We start from the raw sequence: 23,591 nt of genomic DNA on the forward strand, positions 1-23,591 counted from the left end.
AGATGGGAGTCTTACTCGTGTGTAAGAGTCTCGCTCGGTGAACCATCGGCATGATACCAACGTACGAGATTAACCTCACCGTCAACCCATTTGCCTTGCACCTTGTCGCCAGGCTGAGCTACACGGCTTGTACCAGGAATACGGTGAGCCTTCTTGAATGTCATAGTTGAGCCGTCGAATGAAGCATAGCTTGACCATGGCTTAGGCGTAGGAGGTTTGGGACCTGGCTTAGGTTCTGGCTTAGGCTCTGGTTTAGGCTCATTAACTGTAGGCTCTGCTTTAACAGAATCTTTAGCAACAGGCTTGATAGTGTCGACAGGCTGAGTGGCAACAGTATCCTTGGCAACAGCCTTCTTAGAGTTATCGCCACCAGAAGACAGCCCAAAGTAGGCTCCGCCACCAATAGCAGCAATAGCTACAGCTGCAATGGCAATCTTCTTCCATGTGTTTCCTGGAGGAGGTGGTGGCGGTGTTGTTGGCACCAATTCCATCTCTTCGCCACACTCAGGACACTTAAGTTCCTGGTCGTCGTCTGTAATTATTTGTACTTTGTTGGCGCGTGAACACACGCCAACATTTTTACACATAGCTCTTCTTTCCATTTCTAAGTGCTTTTTATATGTTTTGCTATAATGTTTTATTTCAGAGAGTTTACATCATCATTGGAGGTGGCGGTGGGGGAGGAGTACCTGTCATGAAGATGCAAGCAAGCTCGGGCACAGTACCAGCTGCAGCCCATCCTGCCATACCATCCTTCCATACGTATGTCTGCTTGTTAAGAGTGCCGGCAGCAACTTGCTGTTTAAGCTGAGCAACATCAAACGGACCCGACTGCTGGTTGTTGGCATATACATAGTATTGCTGTGTTGGTGGTGGAGGAGGTGGGCATCCGCCACCAGTTGTAGGACCAACATTCTGTGTAGTCTGCGTTGTTGTGGCAGTTTGCTGACCTGCAGGGTGCTCCAAAGCCTCAAGCATTTGGTTTATTTCAACTTTCTCCGCGTCAGTTGCTACATAAAGCGAAGGCAAGTATCCCAGTTTCTCGCATGTTTGCTTATTGGCAGGGAGGAATCCCTTATAGTCCTCAAGCTGAGTTTCGAATCGAGCAACCTTGCCTTGTTTAGAAGCCATGAGCTTGTCGTAGTTCTGCTTGAGTGTGTATACCGATTGTAAATAGCGTGGGGTAAGCATTGTCTCGAGAGTGATAACTACAATCTCGTTGCTGTTTCCACCCCTTGATACCTTGATGCTGCCTTCAGGCGTGAGACTCTTAATAAGGTCTTCAACCTTCTGGAGGAAAGCCTTGTCGACATCATAGTCAGGCAAGATGACAAACATAGTAGAACGAACCTTAGGACCGTTGTTAACCTCTACATCGCGGTGCTTGTTAAGTATCGCTGCATGACGTACAAGGCGACCGAGTTTCTCGCGTAGACCTTCGTCGTTGCCACTAAACTCATCGTGCAGTTTCTGTATGATGTTAACGCCAATAAGCTTTTCATATCCCGGTATGTAGTCGCGACCAATCTCGTTGGTGAAGAAGTTGGAAGCCTCGCGCAGACCCTCGTTCTCAAGCATGCTGATTATGTTGCCCGTCTTAAGTTTCTCGGATACCTCGCGGAAGTTGGGCTTGTCAGGGTTAAGAATGCCCATGATGCCTGCAGTAGTTATCTTGATACGCTCGTCGTTGTCATGCTCGTTGGCAATACAACCCTGCTGTATTGTGTGAACCTTTTGCGGGTCATAGTTCTTGATGACAACACCCTTGAGGCTTTGGTTCTCCTCAGTCTCTGCAATGCAGCGGCTGTTAATGGCACCAGAGAGAGTCTCGTAAGCATTCTTGAACTGTGCAATAGTATTGTCGATATCGCTCTTTGTAACCATAAGAGCATTGATAAGGTCGTCTATCAACAGTTTGGCAAAGCCATAGCTCTCCTTCCAGGTCATAAGGATGTATTTCTCCTTAACGGCAGCGGTGAACTTCTGCGAAAGAACGTTCTTGTTGTTGCCACCCATAGCAGCAATAAGCTTACCACCAAGACCTATGTCGCACCAATCCTTGTTGAGCTGTTCCATAGCAACATTGCGACGCTTAATCTCGTCGTCGGCAGAAGCAGCAAGCTTAACAAGGTTGGCTTTCTCCTCTTCCAGGTAACCAAGTAATGTCTGTACTATACCACTTAGCTGTACGAGTGAACGTTCGCCGCTCTCCCAAAGCTGAAGCAAGTCTTTGTTGATGTTTTCAATAATAGCCTGCACAATAGCTTCGCGACCAAATCGAGCCTTCTTTTCATAGAAAGTAGTAACACCATTCTGTCCTACCTCTGCTATTGGGCGGAAGTCCTTATCGAAGAAACGCTTAGTCTTGTTGCGTATGGCAACAAACTTATCCTTATGCTCAATCTCGTTGTTGGCAAGAACCTCGCGTGCGAATGTATCAACAACGGCATACTCGTCGGCGATAGGCAACCAACCCTCCTTTTTATGATCGGGTAGTATAGGCTTAGATAAGCACAGGTGCTCGCGTGATATGCACCACTTCTGCTTCTGCTCAGGCTTTGTGATAAAGGCATAATCGTCGTTGACGGTAGGTTCTGACACATAGCCCGACTCGCGAGAAAGATTATTGTAGAGCATCTTGAGCAATGCCTGATTGGCAAATGTATAGCCAAAGTACTCCTTAATCTCCTGCTCAGGTATAGCAAGACGCTTTATGCCGAAACTGTTGTACTTGAAGCAATGAGGTGTATCATAGTCGGAATACTTAGGATTCTCACCCTTCTCCACATCGTTAAAGAAGTGGGCTGCGCTCTCAGTTCCGTTCTCACCGATACGGCGGTCGCTCAAAGCTACGCCTACCGTCTTCTGATATATCAGTTCGGCAATGGTAGATGGGATAACCTTACCAACATCAAATCTAACGCTTTCGCGGTTGGTGTCGGTAATGAGGTAAGCCGAATAGAATGGCAACTCAAGCTCAAGACGCTCCACATCGTAGTCGCGCTCGCTAAGGTTCCAAGGTTTGAATAGTCCAAGGTCCATAGCCGACAACTCGGTAAGTGCAACATATCCGTTGGGTTGATAATTATTGGTAGAAGCCCATGACGGATTAGGATGCTCTTCTGGTAGGAGAAGATAAAGAATGATTTTGTTGCTTGACAAATCGGGGAACTGGCGTCTTAGCTGCGCAATAACGTCAACAACACTACCAGAGCCAGTACCACCAGCCAAGCCAGCTATAACATGATATGTAATCTTACGTCCATCTGGATTGTAGCTAAGATTACGCGCCTTAACGCCAACCATACGGTTGAACTCGGGAGCACCGTTGGCAAAGAGCAAACGTCCAAGGCGACGCTTCTGTCCTGCTGCACCTTCACTGATTTTAGGATCATTGATAATATTGCGCCAATCATCAGAATTGCCAAGCCAAGGAGCAAGATAAGGGAAACGAGAACGGTTATTAACATAGTCGGCAAGGTTAGCAGCCGGTATCTTCACGATGCTGTCGGCATCGAGAGCTATGTTGTTGCCCATAACACTCCACTGTGCAGGATCCTTCATCTTGAGATCTTGCTCACTTGAGTCTACATACAAATAGTCGAGCCAAAGGTCCTTAGGCTTTACTTCGCCATTGAATCTCTCGTACATTAGTTTTCGGAAAGCAGCAAGAACACGTCCGCCTGTACCTCCTAGTCCGATAAGCAAATGATTTTCCATGTTTTTTTCGGTTTTATGTTCTGTTTATTTGTTGCAAGTGTTGAACAGTTTTTGTAGAATTGTCTGAAATCAGTATAGAGCGCGTATATATAATTGTCAGAATGTCTAAAGCTCGGTTGTTGAATTTAATACCGAGTCGTTAGAGTGTTGAAGCAAGGTTGTATGGGCATTAAAAGCCCCAGTCAGTACCGCTGCTGCCAGATGAGCCGAAGCAATCGTCTGTGTTAGACGACAAACTCTTTCCGCTTCCCTTGCCAGTACCCGGAACAATGAGCACCACGAATAATGCTACAACTATCATTCCAAGCATCCACCATACACGGTGCCATATAAAAGAACTGAGGTAGCTACGCATAGTTTCGGCCATACGTTCAGGCAATTGACTATAGTCGTTGCCGCCAAAGTCGCAAATACCACAATATGTTCTGATGATAGGAAACTCTTCTCCAACTTTGTCGAGAACCCATTGCGACTCGTTTGTGGAGATTGTTCCATATTCGTTTTCGGTAAGTTGCGTGATGTATATCTCGGCAGCGTCTACCATACCTTTTGCCTTGACAGCACCTATCAGTAACGACGACTGAATAGTGAGTAATACAGCGAGCACCACACCAGTAATGAAGAAAGGAATAGTGCGTACAATGTTTTTATTGTATTCTTTCAGAAAGAAATACATAATAGCCATAAGTGTGGCTGTGACAAGAAGACCGTATAAGATGCAGCTTGCCCCCGTCTGGAAAAGGTTGTATATTGTCATAATCAGTTAGATTTCTGTGGTTAATATATTATATGGTTAGGGTGATTGCGAGTTGTCTCGAATTTTGTGCTTTATTGAGTGAGAGTGAGGTGTTACACCGCAAAGTTATAATAATTTTTGCAATAGAGAAAGTAATGTAGAGGAAAAGTTACACTTTTGTACGAATAGAACCCTTTTTTTACCGTATGACACTAATAGTTGTCGTAGTGTTGTCTTTTCTTTTAACAAGTAGGTAGAGCAACCAAGCTTACAGATAAGCCAAACATCAACAAAAATAAGTGGCTATCGCCCTTTTTATTGCAAATAATCCACTTTCAAGTACGTCTAAGTGGAAAAAGATGTGTATATTTGCCGTAAAAATCTTTAATATACATATTATATATATTCTTTAGATGAAATTTATTAAAATGATAAGGCGTATACTCGAATTAGTTATGCTGCCATTGCGCCGTAACTGGTCGTTCTTCGTGTTTATGTATCTGCTCGGCTGTGTTACGGCATGGGCAACGTTGCCTAATGCGCGTGGTGCAAGGCTTTATGACAATCTTTATCCCGAACTCTTCTTTGACGTGTATGTGCTTGCAGCTATACTTACAGTGTTGCCACATAAGGTGCGTATATGGGTAAGAGGAGTGTTTTATGCGGCATTATACATGGCATCCATTGTGGATGTATATTGCTTTGTAAAGTTTCAGTCGACATTGACACCTACAATGCTATTGCTTGTAGGCGAGACAGACACGCGTGAGGCAAGCGAGTTCTTAAGCTCGTGTGTGTCGCCAGATATATTGTTGAGCAATGTAGGTTGGGTACTTATGCTGCTCTTAATACATATATTAATGACGTTGCGCCTGCGTTTCCCACATTTTATACCTAAGGACTGGTGTCGACTGGTGCGCTCCATACATGCACGTGGCATATACTTCATGCGCCGAGTACGCCCTGTTACAGAGGTAGCTGTGCTTGTGATGCTTGTAGTGTCGATAGTACTTAGCGCGCACAATAAGGCAGCCACCTTTAAACTTATGACAGGCAAGACTATAGGCGAGGTGGAACACACCCTTACAGAATCAAAGCATGCTGTGCTTTATCAGCCTATATACCGCTTGGTGTTCAGTGTGTATGCCAATACGCTAACGGCAAAGCAGGTAGACCGCCTTGTAGCAACTGTGGATAAGGTAAAGGTAGACTCGTGCTCATTCCGATCGCCTAACATCATACTTATAATAGGCGAGAGCTACAACCGTCATCACTCAAGTCAGTATGGCTATGTAATGCCAACAACACCGCGCCAGCAAAAGATGGAGAAGCGCGGACGCCTTGTTAAGTATACCGATGTGGTTAGTCCGTGGAATCTTACAAGTTTTGTATTCAAGCATATCTTCTCTACATATACTGTAGGAGATAAAGGCGAGTGGTGTGACTATCCGCTCTTCCCGGCTGTGTTCCGTAAGGCAGGCTATCATGTAACCTTCATTACCAACCAGTTCTTGCCCAAGGCAAAAGAGGCTGTATACGACTTTAGCGGAGGATTCTTCTTGAATAATCCCAAGCTGTCGGCGGCTCAGTTTGACTCGCGCAATACAAAACTACATGAGTTTGACGAGGATTTGTTGCGTGACTATGAGGAATTGCAAAGCCAAAACCGCGACAACAATCTTATTATATTCCATCTCTTAGGACAGCATGTGCAATATAGACAGCGCTCGCCAAAGGACAGAAAGAAGTTTAAGGGCGATGATTATAAGGAACTAAAGCCAAATCTGAATGCACGCGAACGCCAAACACTTGCCGACTATGACAACGCTATACTGTACAACGACTCCGTTGTTACGGAGATAGTGAAGAAGTTTGAGAACGAGGATGCCATAGTGTTGTATGTTCCCGACCATGGTGAGGAATGCTACGAAGGCGACATGCACTTCTTCTGTCGTATGCACTCGGCAAAGGTAGACGCACGTTTGGCACATGCCGAGTTTGACATACCTATGTGGATATGGTGCTCGCGCAAGTATATAAAGCGACATCACGAGATATTCCGTGAGGTAGTAAATGCGCGTAACCGCAAATTTATGACTGATGCGCTGCCGCATCTGCTGATGTATCTTGCTGGTATAGACTGTCCTTACTATAAAGACTCGCTCAATCTGCTGTCGCCCGAATACAACGAGAGTAGACCGAGAATACTAAAGGGAACAGCTGACTATGACAAGTTGTGAATTAGGAATTAGCAACTCTCAACTCTCAACTCTCAACTTTCAACTCTCAACTCTCAAAATATGTTATCACGTACAGAATGTTCCGCCTTGCGCGGACTCGCAATAATAGGAATCTTCCTGCACAACTACTGCCACTGGCTGGGTTTTGCAGTAAAAGAGAATGAGTATACCTTTACAGTGTCGAAAAGCTCGCAACTGATACAGGCATTGGCTCATCCCGACTTGAATCTGCCTATACATCTATTGTCGTTCTTTGGACATTATGGTGTGCCGGTGTTTCTCTTTCTATCGGCTTATGGCCTGGTTATGAAATATGAGAACCGTGGAGGTGTAAAGCCATCTGCTAAGCAGACATCCTTTCTGCCATTCATCAAGCACCACTACGTTAAGTTGTTCAAGATGATGATAGTGGGCTTTGTAATATTCACCATGGTAGACGCCATAACACCCGGTCCGCATAAGTATCAGGTGATGGATATATTGGGACAGCTATTCATGTTCAACAACATTATGCCCGATCCCGACCATATAATATGGCCAGGTCCATACTGGTTCTTCGGACTGATGATGCAGCTGTATATAGTATATAGACTGATACTTTGGCGTCGTGCCGACATATTTGCAATCTTGCTAATTGTGGCATGTTGGGCATTGCAGGCATTCTGCGACCCAGAAGGCGATACACTCAATCGTATACGCTACAACTTTATGGGTGGTGTGCTGCCATTTTGTGCTGGATTGTTGTATGCACGTAGAGGCAAGACAATGTCGCATGCCTTTTGGGTGACAGAGACAATAGTGAGCATTGCCATAGTGTTCTTCTTCAGCTTTAACTTCCAGATGTGGCTTTGGGCTCCATTGTTTGTGTGCTCAGCATCTGTAGGATTGGCTAAGCTTATGCCACGCAGAATAAACGAGTGGATAGCATGGATGGGTGGCATATCTGCAGCACTCTTTGTGCTTCATCCTATAACACGCAAGATATTTATACCAATATCACGCCATGGCGATGTGTACACCGGACTGCTGCTGTATATAGTAGCGTCAGTAGCACTGGCATGGTTCTATCACAACTTCTCGAAATTGCGTTCAGATAAGAAATCATAATGAAAATACCGAACATTGAACTTGGAAACATATCACGTTATCGTGCCGAGCAGATGGGAGCAGCAATGCTCTTCGTCATACTCTTTCATGTGGCTCTTGACCGTGGCGATCCATTCTATGGATTGCGACGTTGTGGAAATGTGGGTGTAGATATATTCTTGTTCCTTAGTGGTGTAGGACTTTGGTTTGCATGGACCAAGACACCTTGTATAAGTCATTTTTATCGTCGGCGTTTGTTGCGCATATTGCCTACATGGCTTGTATGTTCTACAGCGTTTTATCTGCCAGACTATCTTGGAGCACGACGCTACTCGCAGAGTATTGTTGACCTTATAGACGACATAACAATAAACTGGGACTTCTGGTTGCACGATGAGCTAACGTTCTGGTATGTGCCAGCCATTATGTTGTTGTATCTCTTGGCACCGTGGTATATGATGCTTGTACAGCGACATCCCATATACCGTTGGCTGCCTTTACTAATGGTTGTATGGTGTGTTATGGTGCAATGGGTATTGCCTATACATCATGCTGTAGGCCATTTGGAGATATTCTGGAGTCGTGTACCGATATTCTTTATCGGTATCAACTTTGGCGTTTTAGTAAAAGAGAAGCGCACTATTGGCAGCGATGCGGTGTGGCTGTTGCTGATTACATTTGCCATGACATTCGGCACATGCCTTTATCTCGAACAGGTAAGACATGGCAACTTTCCGCTATTTGTAGAGCGTATGTTGTACATACCCTTTACTGTTTGCTCGGTATTGGTAATGAACCGTATCTTCCGTCGCACACCAGAATGGTTGAACCGTGCTTTCCGTTTGGTAGGAGCATTGAGTCTGGAGGCTTATCTCATACATATACACTTTGTGCTTGTATATGTACAGCCTTGCGGATTGGGCTATTGGGGAACCTTTGCTGTAACGGTGGCCATAACATTGCCATTGGCATGGCTGCTGCAACGCAGCATAGGGTTGATAGAGAGATTTTTTCAAGTAAGAAACTGTAAAAAACAAACTATATGATAAAGGACATACTACGCCTAACGCGTCCAAAACAGTGGATAAAGAACTTCTTTGTGTTTATCCCAATGTTCTTCGGCGGCGAATTGTTTAATATCCACTCTATGTGGCTCACCGCTTTGACCTTCTTTGCATTCAGTCTTGTGGCATCGTCAATATATTGCTACAACGACATAGTAGATGTTGATGCCGACCGCAATCATCCGGTAAAGTGTCACCGTCCTATAGCGTCGGGGGCTTTAAGCATACGTATGGGTTATACGCTTATGGCTGTTACCTTCATGTTAGGAGTAGGTGTTATGCTACTTTTACCGCCAGAGGTAAAGAGTGAGGTAATGGCTGTTGTGGTGTTCTACTATGTGCTAAACCTTTCATACTGCTCAAAGCTTAAGCAGTATGCCATACTTGATGTATGTATTGTGGCTTTCGGCTTTGTGTTGCGCATACTTGCCGGAGGCTTTGCATGCGAGTTGGCTCTTAGCAACTGGATAGTTATTATGACCTTCTTGCTAACCCTCTTCATGTCGTTTGCTAAGCGACGCGACGATGTATTACGTATGAACGAGACAGGAGAGGCACCACGCAAGAACACCGTGCGCTATAATCTAACATTCATCAACCAAGCCATTACTATCACGGCATCGGTTACGCTTGTATGTTATATAATGTATTGTGTGTCGCCTGATGTGGTAGAGCGTTTCGAGACACCTTATTTATATCTTACGTTTGTATTTGTGCTGCTCGGACTGTTGCGTTACATACAGATAGCTGTTGTAGATAAGAAGAGTGGTGACCCAACAAAGATTATCTTGCGCGACCATTTCTCGCAGGTGATAGTTGTGGCATGGACACTTACATTCCTTGTGATGATATACGTGATATGAAAAAGAAGGTATATTTGTTCGACTTTGACGGTACGTTGACAAATGCCGATACATTGCTTGAGTTTATACGCTATGCGTGCGGCAGACGTAGGTTCTACTTGGGTTTTGCTCTGTTCTGTCCGATACTTGTGTTGATGAAGTTGCATCTCTATCCCAACTATCGTGCCAAGGAAAGACTCTTTGCATGGTTTTTTCAGGGAATGGCTGTAGATGACTTCGACATTGTGTGCTGTCGCTTTGCTTGTCATAACCAACGACTTATGCGACTGAAGGCACTTGACAAACTGCGTGAGGTGTTTCATTATAACGAAACAGTATGCGTGGTGAGTGCAAGTATAGACAATTGGGTGCGCCCTTTCTTTGACAATATATCAAAGGCAAGCCATTCCGAGTTTATGGTCATTGGTACAGAAGTGGAGGCTGATACGGATGGTTTGCTTACAGGACGATTCAGAACACACAACTGCTATGGTGCAGAAAAGGTGAGACGTGTGCTTGAAGCAATGCCACAACTAAGGAATTGCAGAGAGGATTTCTGGGTAATAGCTTATGGAGATAGTAAGGGTGACAAGGAAATGCTGGAGTTTGCTGACGAGGCACACTATAAGCCTTTCAGATGATTCTGAAATATGAGAACAATAGAATTGAAATGAATATTAAATATAACAAACAGTTGGGAGAGGTTATACGCTTCGGCATCGTTGGCGTTGTGGCAACATTGGTGCAGTATGCCATCTACTGGGTGCTGGTGATGTGGCTTAATCCAACCTTGGCAATGACCATAGGTTATGCCATAAGTTTTGCATTCAACTTCATTGCTTCTACCCGATATACATTCCGTGTTGAGGCATCAAAGAAACGTGGGGCAGGATTTGCATTGAGTCATGCTGTTAACTATGTGCTGCAGATGCTTATGCTCAATGCGGCTATATGGTTAGGTGTGCCAAAACAATGGGCACCAATACCTATGTTCTGCGTGTGTGTGCCAGTGAACTTTATACTTGTGAGATACTTTTTAAAGGTAAAAAAGTAGAAGAGTAAAAAAGTAAAGAAGTAAAGAAGTAAAAAGGGTAGGGTAAATAAAAAGAAATATAAAATATAGAGATGAAAAATAAAGGCAATTCTTTCTTCCGGATATTCTCGTCCATCTTCTGTGTAAAGCGTGAGGAGCGACTACTTGCTTTGGTTATGCTTGTGTTGCTAATCGCACTCGACACTTTGGTGGTGTGCAAGTACTATGATGTATTCACTCCGCTTAATTCGCATTATTGGCACCTCTTTATAAGCAAGTTTCATATCTCTGGTTTCGACCCAATAACCTATTCGGTTGTGAGCGACTGGACAGCAGGCTATAACGTATATCGCCATCCGTTGTTGGCGTTCTATATGTATATACCATATCTTATAAACCAAGGACTGATATGGCTCACGGGCATCAACTGTGCCGTGTTTGTGGTGTCGGCAATACAGACATTCTCTGCTTTCTACTCAGCATTGTTCATCTACCGCATATTCCGCGAGGTGGTGGGAGTGAGCCGAACCGATTCAACATTGCTGACATTCTTCTATTTCGGATTTGCCTTTGTCATGATATCTGCTATGGTGCCCGACCACTTCATTATATCAATGATGTTGTTGTTGCTCGCCCTATATGTATCGGGCAAGCTTATATTGCGCCGTAGAAAGTTGACTATATGGCAGTCGATGCTATATTTCTTTATAACAGCAGGCACATCGTTGAACAACGGACTGAAGATATACTTGTCCGAATTGTTTGTCAATGGTTGGCGTATATTTCGTCCAAAGTATCTCTTTCTTGCAATACTTCTACCAGCAGGCCTAACTTGGGGAGCCGCCCGATTAAGCTACGACTATATAGTATGGCCACGTGATATGGCTGCCAAGCAAGCACGTGCTAAGGCAAAGGCAGATAAGCAGCGCAAGCAAAAGCAGGAACAGGCAAAGAAAGCACATGAGGATTCTATACGTATTGCATCGTTTACCATTGTACAACGCGATTCATTGCGACGCGATTCTGTTGTTCGCGACTCAGCTGCACGAGTTAAAGCTGCTGCCGATAAGGCTAAGAAGAAGCGTGTAAGCAAGGGAGTACCTATATCTCATAAGCAGTTCCTCGATTGGACCGACGTAACTACATCTCGTACCGAGTCAATAGTAGAGAATCTTTTTGGCGAGTCGATACAGATACATCAGGATTATTTGTTGGGTGATGTTATGCGATCGCGCCCCATAATAGTAAATTACAGATATGCCATCAACTATGTGGTAGAGGGTGTCATCGCATTCTTCTTCATCCTTGGAATATGGGCAGGACGCCGTTCGCGCTTCTTGTGGCTCGTTATGTCTTACTTTGCTCTCGATATGGTGCTGCACGTTGGACTCGGTTTTGGTATCAACGAGGTATATATTATGTCTGCCCATTGGATTTATGCCATACCAATAGCTACGGCATATTTGCTTAAGGCAGCCAAGCCACGTCGTACATCGTTGTTGCTTAAGGGCGTGATAGCAGCGTTGGCTATATTCCTTTGGATATGGAATGTCAATCTGATAGTACAGTATCTTTATTTCTAAAGTTATATGATTATACGCAAGGAAGAGCGTCCGTTAGCGCTCATAGCACTGGTAGTGTTTGTTGTACTCAACGCAATGTTGATATGCAATCACTACGACTCGTTTACACGTGGTGCGCATGTAGGCTTTTGGTCTGTATTCTATAACCACCTGGGCATGTCGGGATATGATGTGTTCTCGCTCATCTTTATCTCGTGCATGCGTTTGCATTGGAATGTTCTGCGCCATCCACTATTTGTTGCTGTGTTGCTGCCGTTATATTGGGTGAATCATTGGCTTATGCCTTCAACCGAATTCAACTTTGCCATATTCCTTATGGCAATTGTTCTGGTGGCATGTGATGTATGGGGAGCAGTGCTATTGCATCGTATACTGCGTGACATTGTAGGATGTACACGCGTGGATGCAATATTGTTGACAGTGCTGTTCTATGGTTTTGCGCATATAATGATAACCGTTATGGTGCCCGACCATTTTGCTCTGTCGCTGCCTTTGCTTCTCCTTACGTTACTGCTTATGGGACGCAAGCTGCAACAAGGCAAACGTTTCACCTATTTGCAACAGGCTTTGCTCTTTATGCTTACAGCCGGCATTACGCTCACAAATGGTATAAAGGTGGCTATTGCCGCATGGTTTGCGGCAGGCAAAAAGGTATTTGCATGGCGCAGCATATTGTCGTTTGTTGTGCCAACCTTGCTATTGGGACTTGTTGTCTTGTGGCAACAAAAGGCAATAATAGAACCACAAGAACAGGGTATAAAGCGTATTGAGGCAGCTGTTAAGAAGAAAGATCCTGGTCGTGTGGAGAAACTAAAGGTGCATGACGACTTTGTAAAACAACAGAATGGTAAGGCTCTTGTCGAAAAAGTGCCATTGCTTGAGTGGAGCGATATAACAACACCTCGACTACAATCGGTTGTAGACAATCTCTTTGGTGAGTCATTGCAGCTGCATCGCGACTATCTTCTTGAGGATGTACAACAAACCCGACCAGTGTTTGTTGGCTATCGTTGGATAATAAACTATGTTGTTGAGGCTGTCGTCCTGCTGTTGCTTCTTGCAGGAGCTTGGGTTGCACGTCGCAGCAAATTCTTTTGGGTTGTAGCATCATGGTTTGGATTTGATATGCTCATGCATATAGGCTTTGGCTTTGGCATAAACGAGGTGTATATCATGACAGCCCATTGGGCATTCATCATACCTATTGCCATTGGCTATCTGCTATGTCATACACGCAGTATATTGCTACGCTTTGCGGTTGCTTCTTTAGCGGTGTGGATGTGGGTATACAATGCCACGATTATAGGTGGATATCTGTTGTAGGAAACTTAAAACTGATAGATGTATGAAAGTGTTTCATCTCATAACCCACTTCGACCTTGGTGGAGCCGAACGAGTGGCTGCCAATATAGCCGAGTCGGCAACATCAGGCATAGAATATCATGTTGTAGAGATAATGCGAGGCCGCTCTGCCTATACCCCACGCTTTATCAACGAGCTACGTTCTGCCAATGTGCATATACACCGATCGGTTGTGCCTGACATCAATTGGCACTTTCTTGTACAAAGAATAGCAGCTCTGCTGTTTCCTATACGACTGCTCTATATAATGTTGCGTTGGCGACCAGATGTTATCCATTCGCATACCGAGACACCAGATCTAGCATTGTATGTAGCATCACTTGTTCTGCCAAGGAGTCTCTTTAGTCATACGCGCATTGTGCGAACTATTCATAATACACGCTTATGGACAGGACTTGATGGAGTAGGACGTCGTGTTGAGACTTTCTTCCGATGCAATAATGCAAATATAGCCATATCCGATTCGGTACGCAATGCATATGCCGAGCGTTATGGTGTCGAAGCTCCTATAATAAATAATGGTGTGGCAGAGGAGAAACATCCGCAGACCTTTAAACCATTGTCTGCCGACCGCATCAATATCTTATTTGCCGGTAGACTTGAACCACAGAAGGGAGTAGCTACTCTCTGCAATGTACTTAAACGTCTTTCTGCCGACCAACGTTATTTCTTTACTATTGCCGGAGATGGTTCGCTGTGTCAGCTTGTAGAGCAAACCATTAATAATGGTGGTATAGATGGAACACCATTGACTAATGCTCGTCTTCTGCCTCCCGTATTCTCTTTGGCATCGTATATGGCTTCATTCGATTATCTGTTTATGCCATCCGAGTTTGAAGGGTTAAGTATGTTGTCTATGGAGGCAAGCATAAACCATTTGCCAGTAATAGCCAATAGTGCACCAGGTTTGAGTGATACGTTGCCACCCGATTGGCCATTAATGGTATATAATAATAATGTAGACGATTGGACTAAACTATTTGCCAACTATCTGCCAACCGTAAACCGCCAGCAACTTGCCGACAAGGCACATACCTTTGCTGTAGAGCATTTCTCGGTAAGAAAGATGCAGCAGAGATACGAGGAGGTGTATAATAATAAAAATGTGTAACTATGAGACAAGCCATATCTTTTGTATTGCCTACATACAACTGCCATTGTGTGCAGTTGGTAGATACATTGTGTAGCCAGTGCCGCAAGGTGCAGGCTACTTATGGCTTTGATTATGAGATAGTGGTGGCTGACGATTGTTCTACCGATCGTTCGTATGTCATTAGTAACAGTGTTATAGAGCGTTTGGACAATGTACGTTATTTAAAACTCGAGCATAACTTAGGCCGTTCGGCAGTACGTAACTTTCTTGCACGAGAGGCACGTTATGATTGGCTGGTATTTATTGACGGCGACTTGACAGTAGATAAATCTGACTTTATAGAGAATTATGCCTTATCTGAGGGTGATGTTGTTGTAGGTGGCACTGCAATAGGAGGCGATGTCAAGTTATGGCGCAACAACTTACGTTATTGTTATGAGAAACGTTGCGAGCCTGCCCATTCGGCAAAGCAACGTATGTTGCTTGCCAATCGTGAGTTTCGTACCACTAATTTCCTCGTATCTCGTCGTGCTGTTATAGCCAATCCTTTTGATGAGGCTTTCAAGCATTATGGCTATGAGGATGTGCTCTTTGGCAAGCAGCTCACAGCCTCAGGCTACGCTATAAACCATATCGACAACCCTGTGCTTATCGACGACTACGAATCTAACCCCGTATATATGGATAAGACAGAAGAGGCATGTCGCACACTGATAGAGTTTAGAAAGCAACTTAATGGTTACTCGTCCTTGCTTTCATTCTCAACAACCCTTGTGCGTTGGCACTTGCAGCCTTTGTGCAAGCTTGTTTACCGTATTATAGGGGCATCATTGCGCCACAACCTTAGTGGCTCAAATCCCAAACTAAGCCTCTTCAACATCTACCGCCTGCTGTATACGCTAAGCGTTTGGGCGTGATACAGCCTTAATAAATAATGTGGTATATAGACATACAAACAATGCCGCTAAAGAGAAGAATATATTAGGCATAATAGTAGATTCCAACTTACTGATATCTATACCTAAAACATATACAAGCAGCCCCTTTAATAGGGTGAATGTTAGTAGATGGTAACCACAGATCCAAAGTGTGTTTGCAGATATTTGTTTAATTAATCGTGGAACTGTAGATGTTGCCGAAAAGAGCATAATTACAGAGAATATCGCTATGGTGGTCTCAATGAAGTAGAGGGGATAGAAGGCATATTCTCTCTTCTGAAGATTAACGGCACCTGTAATACGGAGCAGTATCAGACTTACTGCAAACAGTAGGATGGCAATAAAAATTCTTACTACTACAGCCTTAGCTGCATTATTGCTCATGAATGTATTTATTGTTTTACTGTTTCTCGTCTCACAACCAAGTGAATAAAACACAATCCCTACAAGTGTATGGCTTATAGAGAACGGCAATTCCACAGAATTAAGATAATAGTCAATACCACCGAGAGTGACAAACAACAAAGTTGTTAGTATTCTTGCAATACATCTCTTATGTTTGAATAAGATATAGTATACAATCTCGATATTGAATAGCGTGGTGAAGAAGTACATTGTGGCATTGTGTACCATACCTGTGCTGTTGGCAGTAAGTAGACTTGTCAGTGGTTGCCATATAGATATATTATTGTTGCTGTCAGCACCGTAATGTCTTGCAACTATCAGCCAAAATAGGTATGTCACAATGTTTATCGTGACATATGGGATGATAATTTGTCTAAAGCGTTTTATGGCAAATACCTTGAATATGGGATGCCTGTCGAAGCGGAACAGAAATCCAGACATAAAGAAAAACAGCGGTATTTCAACCATAAAAGCCCAGTTGGCTATAGGGCGTGATATGGTTGTATGGCTCATTACTACAAGGTATATGGCTAAAGCCTTAGCCCAGTCGGCCATTGGTATTCTTGTTGTGGATACATTCATAATTTATTGTTCCTTCCTACTAAGAATGGCATATAGCGGTAAACGATGTAGGTTATAGCCGTTGCACATAAATATACCAATATAAACGCCAGGACTACATAGAGATAATTGCCATTATACATCATTCCGGCTTTATTAAATATCTTGCTCACTAAAAGTGGTACACCGCCACATAGAAAATAGTAAACAAGGCTATGCTTGCCAGTCCAACTGAGTAGCCTAATCATAGGCAGATGCTTAAATATTTGTACCATAAGAAGCGTGCATACACTTAAGTCAAGCAAGAACACAACATAATTGTCAATATTTATATGCCATACAATCAACTGTATATCATTGGCTTGTTCGTATAGTTTTATTGCTACAAGTGCTGCCAATAGGATAAGGTTGACTATTGGCTTGTTTAACATGTAGAGTTGATGCTCGTGTTTGTGATAGAGGTATCCAGCACAAAGAAAGAGTAGAGCCTGCATGGCATTATCCAATTGCCATACGTATGCCTTGCCTTCTTGTGCTAAGAATATAGAAGCTATAAACCCAGTAACACCAGTTGCCAACAACCATAATTCTTTACCTTTTGAAACATGTATAACAACAGAAAATATCAGTTCTGCCACACATAGTGCCGCAATAAACCATGATGCTTGACCATATAATATGTCTGTTATCATATTGACTGTACTGAATGTTCCGTCGTGTACAAGAACTTTTGGTATATATATTATAGAGGTGAATATAAAGTAAGGTACAACAAGAGTTCTAAGTATGGAGTTAGCTTTGTGTCTCAGACTAAACTCCACAATCTCTCCGTTGGTAGTTTTACGAAACATTAGATAACCAGAGATGAAGAAAAACACAACAAGTGCATTGACTACATATAGACTATAGTCGATGATACAGTTGCCAGAGTAGTAGGTCTCTGTATGATCGATTAGAATAGCGAGCATACAAAGTCCGCGCAAGTTATCAATCCAATATTTTCGTTTCGTTGTCATATACATCTTTTATTTCTTTAGTAACATCAACTCGTATAGTTGTTTATGCTTCTTGGTGATAACCTCCAATACCACACCGCAGAAGAAGGTTAGCAGTGAGGCAATACCTATAAATCCACTAACGATAAGAGTAGGGAATCGTGGCACGAGTCCAGTCTGCATATACTCTATAAATACTGGTACAAACATAGCTATGGCTATCAACAGCAGCAAGGCACTAATGATGGTAAAGAATTTTAGAGGGCGATAGTCGCGGAACATCATGAATATAGTGCTCACAACCTTCATACCGTCAAGATATGTGTTGAGCTTGGAAACGCTGCCCTCTTGGCGGTCGCGATAGTTTATCTTCAACTCTCTGATAAGGAAGTTTTTATCAAGTGCATGTATAGTCATTTCCGTTTCTATCTCGAAGTTGCGGGATATGATAGGAAAGTTCTTGACAAATGTGTGGCTCAGCGCACGGTATCCAGTCATGATGTCGTGTATATTGTTGTTGAATATCTTGTTTATGAGAAATCGTACCAGTCGGTTGCCGTCGTTATGGAATGGTCGTTTATTCTCTGTAAAATATGTTGAAGACAATCTGTCGCCAATTACCATATCAGCACCCTCTTCCACAAGTTGGCACATTTCTTTTGCATTCTCGGCAGGATATGTATCGTCTCCGTCTACCATCAGATAGCAGTCGGCATCTATATCTCTAAACATGCTTCTTACTACATTTCCTTTGCCTTGACGGAATTCGTGCTTTACCACAGCTCCAGCACGTCTTGCAATATCAGCTGTGTTGTCGGTCGAATTGTTGTCGTACACGTATATAGTGGCATCAGGCAGTTGTTGCTTGAAGTCGTTTATAACTTTCTCTATTGATGTAGCCTCGTTGTAGCAAGGTATAAGAACGGCTGTTTTCATATCGCTTTAGGTTTTCTGATAGTAAGACATAAGTATGCTGTTAAGCACCACACTGTTAATAAGAAATCTCTCCATGTAAAGAAGATATGCTGTATAGAGTGGTTCTTCATCACTATAAACCATGCTACGGGCATCATTGCAATAATGAGTAGCCAGTAGTGTTGTTTGGTTTGTTCCCAGTGTTTATAGACATATAGAGCCACTAAGACGATGATGGCAACGAAAATAAGTATTATGAGCCACGGGTTTATTATGGCGTACACCTTATTTAATATAAGGTGTATGAAATCAGATAAAGGAATCTCTTTGCCGTTGAATATTAGAGTGTTGCCTACTCTTAGTTTGGCATTGTGCATTGCAGAATCAAAGATGTTTGTTTGGGTAAGTAAGCTTCCTATGCACCATTTTAAGATCCATAGTATTGCATAGCCTGCTCCCCATGCCATACTATTGTATATAATAGTCTTTATAGGTGCTTGTTGATGTCTTCTAGTGTTAGTTGATGGGGGTAGTTGTTTACTGTGATTTTTCTTTTCATTGATTGCGATAAGTGTTACAAGGGGCATGCCAAGGGTTAAAACCGGTGTGGTTAGAAAGTCCATATACGATGTAATGGCTCCTATAATAAAGAATATGTATATACATAAGTCTTTTCTTCTTGTATATTCTGGCTTTATAATAAATAGAGCCATAGCAAGAAGGAATATATAGTAGCACGTACTGAATTGTAGTGCAAAAGGTACAATGAATATATTTGTCAATGCAAGGCTTAGTGTCAAGGTCAAGGCAAACACATTGCCTACTATTCTATATGTTGCTAATATCACGCTTAATATAATAAACAACAATGATACATAGTTGATTACAAGTATGGTGTGGTAACTGAAAAGTGTTAGCAATGGACGAAGCAACACCTGATATCCATGCCAGTATCGTGCGTAATTACTGTATATATCAGAGTTTGTTCTGCCAGTATGGGCTATATGTTTTGTACATACAACAACATTGTTGTATGAGTTGATTGTGTCAATAGTGTTGTCGTATTGTTCAGCCATCATGGCAGCCCATACAGGTCTGTTGGAGTCGGCTGTGGCATTGATGCGTAGCATCTGGCAGTCTGTAAGGTTGTCTATCTGAAAAAGAAAGCAGCCAAGAGGCTTATACCACACTCCGTCGTGTTGTATTTGCATAGCCGACTGTTCCACATTCTTTTGTACAGCAGAGGTTGGAATGCAGAATGTAGCAATAATAAGCCCCGTAAAGATAGTGGCAAGCAGTATGGTTATTATGGATAGTTTCTTTATTATATTCATTACTTTTTATATTATTGCTAATTGTTATGTGTTGTTGTTCTTGCTTTTGTTTCTAAGATTGAGTTGCAGTATGCCGAGTAAACATATCTCTATAATTATGATAAGCATATACATTTGATGCGACTGCCATGGCCCTTGGAACATATAGTAACGTTGGGCAGGCATCTGTAAGTACACATTAATGTCGTATGTAGCGAAAGCTTCGGCTATGCCGTCAGTGTTTATATTGAACCAAAAGGCAGAGCATATAAGTTGCGTTGCCACAATCAGGTATACAATGTATAGCTTTATAACCTTCTTCTCTAATAAGGTTCCCATTATCGGTAGTAGGAATATATAGAAGCATGTTATCTTGCGTGTCTCTATATCCGAGAGAATAACAAGCGAGAGCATCAGTATGAGAACTGCACCTATGCCGAGAATGCGTGTTTCGCGGCATATCTCTTTCCACATTAATAGCACAAACAAGAAGCCTATTCCGAGGTAAAGAAAATGTGTCTCTATAAATATCAGCACATCTGTAGCAGGAAATTGACATATTTGTGCAAACTCATTGACCAGCGAGAATTTGCCCTTGAAGCCATACATAGTGGGCAGTGTATATACCACAACGAATATGGCAAGCCACAGGGCTATAGCTAATATACGTCTACGTGTGCATAGCTGTTTAAGTGTTGTGGCAAAGTCGGCTCGCAACGGCATTGTGGCATAAAAATAGAATATAATGTATGCAATAATGCCTGCCACCGAAATCCATACATTCTGTGGATAACGTGTAACGAACACCGATTGGTAATTATCCATTCCACGCACATATAGTCTGAAGAATATGTATGCCACGAAAGCAGTAGGTAGCCACCATGTGAGTATTGCGCGCATAGTTGCGTTTAGAATATGGTTGGCTTTATCTATCTTGCTTGGTGGATTTGCTGCATTTTCTTTTCTCGGTATATATTCGCCAACACTGTTGTTTGGAAATGCAAGTAGTAGTAATGCCATAAGTGCGAGTAATGGAAAGACTACAATGCTTATCAGTCCGGTAGTAATGAGTCCTGTTTTATTTTGTTTTATAAAGAAATAAGCCAATGCTATGCTAAGTGTATAGGTTGGCATATCGGTCATTACTGGACAGTATCCCATAAACTTGAGCACATGATAGTTGTAGAAACAGAAAGCGAATATCAGAGTTTCAGTCTTCCAATTCCATTTCTTGGCTCGTGAAATACCGAAGAATAGCCACACACTAATAGCAAGAAGACACGTGTTTATAATGCTACTCACAAGCATCACGTTATTTGGCAAAAACGAAAGCGACAGCACCCTCATTATGTAGTGTATTATTAGGAATGGTAACATTCGGTGGGTATGATATTGGCTGATGTTCCCCGATGTGTATTGGTCCAATCCGTTTATAAGGATATCTTTATAGTATACAGACCCATCCCATCCATAACCCTCACAGTGGGCACAATACTCACCGTAATAGTTGTGTACTACTATTATGGCGAGTATAGCAATGAGTATCCACCTATGCAGATTTTTGACAAAGCTTTTAGGGCTATTCATTATTCTCGTTTTTTTTATTATTTTCTGGTTGTTAGTTTACCACCGCAATCTTGCATACTGTTCCCTTGCTGCCGTCTTCAGTAGCAGCTTCAACCATATATATACCACTTGCCACACGTTTGCCTTTAAGGTCGCGTCCATCCCAATGGTATGATCCACCAGTGCTTCTACCTTGGTTAACAAGGGTTCCGTTTGATGTCACTATCTTTACGTCGGCCTTATAGCTTAGGCCTACAATGGTTATAGTACCAGTATAATCGGGGCGTACAGGGTTAGGATATGCATACACATTATCCTTTGTCATCTTGTCGGTAGGTTGTGTTGCGTCGCTTGCATACGAGCACAGACCTGCTGTTGTGGCAAAATACACCATGTTAGAGTTAGGGTCTACTGCAATGTCAATTATTTCGTTCGATATCAGTGGCGAGTTATCGGTAGTGAAGTGTTGCAGCTGCGTGTTGCAGTCGTCACTGATAAGGAACACTCCGCTGCGTGTGCCAATCCATTTACGGTTGCTTCCGTCAATAGCCATACATGTTGTTGTGGTATTGGCAAGCAGATAGTCGGCAAGGTTGGTGCCATCATTGCGTGGAACCTTATGTTGGGTAACAATATTGTTGCCCGATATAAAGTCGTTCGGCGAGAAGTATAGAGGTCCACTTGTTGTGCACATCCATATGTTGCCATCTCTATCCAAAGTTAGATCAAATTGGTCGTTTGGTTCTACAACTGTGCCATCTTCATTGACATACGACGGGCCGAAAGCTCCAAACTGGTTATTGGTTATATCGTATACATAAATTTTTGAATTCTGCCATTCGCGCATTGAGAACCACATACGGGTACCATTATCTGTCATCACGATATTCTCAAGAAAACCGTTGCCGTTTGCCTTAATGTTTGACGATACAGCTTGTACTTCCCATTCGCCCGTAGGGCTTAGCGTAAGTAGACTGTTGTCCACTGCAGCATTGAAAACCCATAACGTGCCGTTTGCATCGTATTTAATGTCTGATACGATAATGTATTTTTTGCTGTTGACGCATGATGTAAGGGGCGAGTTGTCCATATTGTAGCACTTTACAAACTTGCCGTCTTGATATTCGTACAGACCACTCTTTGCCGCCACCATTACATGTCCCGGCTTCAATGGGTCAAAGTCCATGCTTATATAGTCGACGTTATCATGACCGGTAGTGGCTGTTGATGGTTGTTCAAATTCGCTCCACTTGTTTCCGTCCCATACATGCACTTCTCCTGGATACCAACCATCAAGCTCTCTTGAGTAATAGCCGCCTACGGCATACATCAGTCCGTTATTGAAGTACAATCTGTAGAAGTGGTTTGATGCTGGTCCTTCCGGTTGCACACCTTCAGTCTTATATATACGATTGCCCTCTGCGTCCATAGTATAGCAGGCAAGTTTATTGTCTTCAGTACGTGTCCACCATAATTTAGCCTGAGTATCCTCCACATTAGTACGGTTTTCATTCAGCTCTGTATAGTTGCCTATGCGTTGCCAGTTGTTTATATCAAGCAGGTTGTCGGTTTGTTTGCCGCGATAAAGTCCGTTTGTTTTTGAGGCTGCATATAAATATCCATCCTTAGTGTAGGTATAGTTTATGCCGAACCCCAACTGATATGTATCTACAATGATGCCGCGTTTTACGTCGAGCTTAGTCACACCCAACCCCAATGACATATAGGCATATGCTCCGTCTATATAAATATGGTTGATGGTCTTGTCTAATGTTGTCGACTTCATGTAAATATCGGGCACATTAGTAACGTTGCCGTTTACGGTCAGAAGATCGACATTACTGTTTTCGTAGGCAATGACAAGTTGTTTTGCCTGTTTCGACCAAGCAATGTGCTTTATGCTTGCGTCCGACAGGCAATTGGTCTTATCGTATACAGCAGTCTCTCCCGTCTCACTGTTGTATGAGAATAGTCCGCCCGAGCACAAGGCAAATGCTGTGCCTCCTGCTGGCTCTATCTCTGTAATGTCAGAGAAACTATTATATAAAGTCCACTTGCTGTTGGTCTGTGCCAATGCGCTGTTTGTGGTCAGACATGCCATCAAAACGACAGCCATTGTTATTATTGTTCTTGTCATTG

General features: G+C 43.0%; 19 protein-coding genes. 10 read left to right on the forward strand and 9 right to left on the reverse strand.

The window, feature by feature from the left end:
* Positions 1-11: 11 nt before the first annotated feature.
* From C9991_RS05005 to C9991_RS05015, 3 genes are all read right to left on the reverse strand, one after another.
* Positions 12-602 carry a hypothetical protein gene (locus tag C9991_RS05005; protein WP_157949365.1) on the reverse strand — a complete coding sequence of 197 codons (591 nt, stop codon included), beginning with the start codon at positions 600-602 and terminating at the stop codon, positions 12-14.
* Positions 603-651: 49 nt separating this feature from the next.
* Positions 652-3,720, reverse strand: coding sequence for a tubulin-like doman-containing protein (locus C9991_RS05010; protein ID WP_106811469.1), 3,069 nt, complete (start codon positions 3,718-3,720; stop codon positions 652-654).
* A 169-nt stretch (positions 3,721-3,889) separates the two neighbouring features.
* Positions 3,890-4,477 (reverse strand): hypothetical protein, encoded by a 588-nt coding sequence (locus tag C9991_RS05015; protein ID WP_106811470.1) that lies wholly within the window; start codon positions 4,475-4,477, stop codon positions 3,890-3,892.
* Between the two features lie 392 nt (positions 4,478-4,869).
* Here C9991_RS05015 and C9991_RS05020 point away from each other — a divergent pair, with 392 nt between their 5' ends.
* From C9991_RS05020 to C9991_RS05065, 10 genes are all read left to right on the forward strand, one after another.
* Positions 4,870-6,696, forward strand: coding sequence for a phosphoethanolamine transferase (locus tag C9991_RS05020; RefSeq protein ID WP_106811471.1), 1,827 nt, complete (start codon positions 4,870-4,872; stop codon positions 6,694-6,696).
* A gap of 60 nt (positions 6,697-6,756) precedes the next feature.
* Positions 6,757-7,803, forward strand: coding sequence for an acyltransferase family protein (locus C9991_RS05025; protein WP_106811472.1), 1,047 nt, complete (start codon positions 6,757-6,759; stop codon positions 7,801-7,803).
* A complete protein-coding gene (locus C9991_RS05030; protein ID WP_106811473.1) occupies positions 7,803-8,828 on the forward strand; it encodes an acyltransferase family protein in 1,026 nt (341 codons plus the stop codon). The genes C9991_RS05025 and C9991_RS05030 overlap by 1 nt, the downstream gene beginning before the upstream one ends.
* Positions 8,828-9,709 carry a decaprenyl-phosphate phosphoribosyltransferase gene (locus tag C9991_RS05035; protein ID WP_106811756.1) on the forward strand — a complete coding sequence of 294 codons (882 nt, stop codon included), beginning with the start codon at positions 8,828-8,830 and terminating at the stop codon, positions 9,707-9,709. The genes C9991_RS05030 and C9991_RS05035 overlap by 1 nt, the downstream gene beginning before the upstream one ends.
* Complete coding sequence (locus C9991_RS05040) at positions 9,706-10,329, forward strand: HAD family hydrolase (protein ID WP_106811474.1); 624 nt, start codon at positions 9,706-9,708, stop codon at positions 10,327-10,329. The genes C9991_RS05035 and C9991_RS05040 overlap by 4 nt, the downstream gene beginning before the upstream one ends.
* Positions 10,326-10,742 carry a GtrA family protein gene (locus tag C9991_RS05045; protein ID WP_198643751.1) on the forward strand — a complete coding sequence of 139 codons (417 nt, stop codon included), beginning with the start codon at positions 10,326-10,328 and terminating at the stop codon, positions 10,740-10,742. Before C9991_RS05040 ends, C9991_RS05045 begins: the two co-directional genes overlap by 4 nt.
* Before the next feature lie 71 nt (positions 10,743-10,813).
* The gene (locus C9991_RS05050) at positions 10,814-12,304 is read left to right on the forward strand and encodes a DUF6080 domain-containing protein (RefSeq protein WP_106811475.1); all 1,491 of its coding nucleotides are present in this window, start codon (positions 10,814-10,816) and stop codon (positions 12,302-12,304) included.
* 6 nt (positions 12,305-12,310) lie between these two features.
* Positions 12,311-13,627, forward strand: a complete 1,317-nt coding sequence (locus C9991_RS05055; protein WP_106811476.1) for a DUF6080 domain-containing protein — start codon at positions 12,311-12,313, stop codon at positions 13,625-13,627.
* Positions 13,628-13,649: 22 nt separating this feature from the next.
* Complete coding sequence (locus tag C9991_RS05060) at positions 13,650-14,777, forward strand: glycosyltransferase family 4 protein (RefSeq protein ID WP_106811477.1); 1,128 nt, start codon at positions 13,650-13,652, stop codon at positions 14,775-14,777.
* A gap of 2 nt (positions 14,778-14,779) precedes the next feature.
* Positions 14,780-15,676 carry a glycosyltransferase family 2 protein gene (locus C9991_RS05065; RefSeq protein WP_106811478.1) on the forward strand — a complete coding sequence of 299 codons (897 nt, stop codon included), beginning with the start codon at positions 14,780-14,782 and terminating at the stop codon, positions 15,674-15,676.
* On the opposite strand, the gene C9991_RS05070 is transcribed toward C9991_RS05065, so the two are convergent.
* From C9991_RS05070 to porZ, 6 genes are read right to left on the reverse strand one after another with little or no spacing between them, the layout of a single operon-like run.
* On the reverse strand, positions 15,659-16,684 hold the full coding sequence (locus tag C9991_RS05070; protein ID WP_106811479.1) for an acyltransferase family protein: 1,026 nt from the start codon (positions 16,682-16,684) through the stop codon (positions 15,659-15,661). The genes C9991_RS05065 and C9991_RS05070 overlap by 18 nt on opposite strands.
* On the reverse strand, positions 16,681-17,679 hold the full coding sequence (locus tag C9991_RS05075) for an acyltransferase family protein (protein WP_232823241.1): 999 nt from the start codon (positions 17,677-17,679) through the stop codon (positions 16,681-16,683). The genes C9991_RS05070 and C9991_RS05075 overlap by 4 nt, the downstream gene beginning before the upstream one ends.
* 9 nt (positions 17,680-17,688) lie before the next feature.
* Positions 17,689-18,594 (reverse strand): glycosyltransferase family 2 protein, encoded by a 906-nt coding sequence (locus C9991_RS05080; RefSeq protein WP_106811481.1) that lies wholly within the window; start codon positions 18,592-18,594, stop codon positions 17,689-17,691.
* Positions 18,591-19,907 carry a hypothetical protein gene (locus C9991_RS05085; protein WP_106811482.1) on the reverse strand — a complete coding sequence of 439 codons (1,317 nt, stop codon included), beginning with the start codon at positions 19,905-19,907 and terminating at the stop codon, positions 18,591-18,593. The genes C9991_RS05080 and C9991_RS05085 overlap by 4 nt, the downstream gene beginning before the upstream one ends.
* 24 nt (positions 19,908-19,931) lie before the next feature.
* Positions 19,932-21,473 carry a hypothetical protein gene (locus C9991_RS05090; protein WP_157949366.1) on the reverse strand — a complete coding sequence of 514 codons (1,542 nt, stop codon included), beginning with the start codon at positions 21,471-21,473 and terminating at the stop codon, positions 19,932-19,934.
* Positions 21,474-21,504: 31 nt separating this feature from the next.
* Positions 21,505-23,589, reverse strand: a complete 2,085-nt coding sequence (gene porZ, locus C9991_RS05095) for a type IX secretion system anionic LPS delivery protein PorZ (RefSeq protein ID WP_106811484.1) — start codon at positions 23,587-23,589, stop codon at positions 21,505-21,507.
* Positions 23,590-23,591 lie beyond the last annotated feature (2 nt).

The sequence above is a fragment of the Prevotella merdae genome (assembly GCF_900290275.1).
In the GTDB taxonomy this organism is placed as follows: Bacteria; Bacteroidota; Bacteroidia; order Bacteroidales; family Bacteroidaceae; genus Prevotella; species Prevotella merdae.

What these genes read in the sequence shown, in the direction of transcription:
- C9991_RS05055 (WP_106811476.1), top strand. Translation starts at nt 12,311, where the DNA reads ATGATTATACGCAAGGAAGAGCGTCCGTTAGCGCTCATAGCACTGGTA.
- C9991_RS05045 (WP_198643751.1), top strand. Translation starts at nt 10,326, where the DNA reads ATGATTCTGAAATATGAGAACAATAGAATTGAAATGAATATTAAATAT.
- C9991_RS05040 (WP_106811474.1), top strand. Translation starts at nt 9,706, where the DNA reads ATGAAAAAGAAGGTATATTTGTTCGACTTTGACGGTACGTTGACAAAT.
- C9991_RS05065 (WP_106811478.1), top strand. Translation starts at nt 14,780, where the DNA reads ATGAGACAAGCCATATCTTTTGTATTGCCTACATACAACTGCCATTGT.
- C9991_RS05085 (WP_106811482.1), bottom strand. Translation starts at nt 19,907, where the DNA reads ATGAATATAATAAAGAAACTATCCATAATAACCATACTGCTTGCCACT.
- C9991_RS05070 (WP_106811479.1), bottom strand. Translation starts at nt 16,684, where the DNA reads ATGAATGTATCCACAACAAGAATACCAATGGCCGACTGGGCTAAGGCT.
- C9991_RS05090 (WP_157949366.1), bottom strand. Translation starts at nt 21,473, where the DNA reads ATGAATAGCCCTAAAAGCTTTGTCAAAAATCTGCATAGGTGGATACTC.
- C9991_RS05005 (WP_157949365.1), bottom strand. Translation starts at nt 602, where the DNA reads ATGGAAAGAAGAGCTATGTGTAAAAATGTTGGCGTGTGTTCACGCGCC.
- C9991_RS05010 (WP_106811469.1), bottom strand. Translation starts at nt 3,720, where the DNA reads ATGGAAAATCATTTGCTTATCGGACTAGGAGGTACAGGCGGACGTGTT.
- porZ (WP_106811484.1), bottom strand. Translation starts at nt 23,589, where the DNA reads ATGACAAGAACAATAATAACAATGGCTGTCGTTTTGATGGCATGTCTG.
- C9991_RS05030 (WP_106811473.1), top strand. Translation starts at nt 7,803, where the DNA reads ATGAAAATACCGAACATTGAACTTGGAAACATATCACGTTATCGTGCC.
- C9991_RS05075 (WP_232823241.1), bottom strand. Translation starts at nt 17,679, where the DNA reads ATGACAACGAAACGAAAATATTGGATTGATAACTTGCGCGGACTTTGT.
- C9991_RS05060 (WP_106811477.1), top strand. Translation starts at nt 13,650, where the DNA reads ATGAAAGTGTTTCATCTCATAACCCACTTCGACCTTGGTGGAGCCGAA.
- C9991_RS05080 (WP_106811481.1), bottom strand. Translation starts at nt 18,594, where the DNA reads ATGAAAACAGCCGTTCTTATACCTTGCTACAACGAGGCTACATCAATA.
- C9991_RS05025 (WP_106811472.1), top strand. Translation starts at nt 6,757, where the DNA reads ATGTTATCACGTACAGAATGTTCCGCCTTGCGCGGACTCGCAATAATA.
- C9991_RS05020 (WP_106811471.1), top strand. Translation starts at nt 4,870, where the DNA reads ATGAAATTTATTAAAATGATAAGGCGTATACTCGAATTAGTTATGCTG.
- C9991_RS05050 (WP_106811475.1), top strand. Translation starts at nt 10,814, where the DNA reads ATGAAAAATAAAGGCAATTCTTTCTTCCGGATATTCTCGTCCATCTTC.
- C9991_RS05015 (WP_106811470.1), bottom strand. Translation starts at nt 4,477, where the DNA reads ATGACAATATACAACCTTTTCCAGACGGGGGCAAGCTGCATCTTATAC.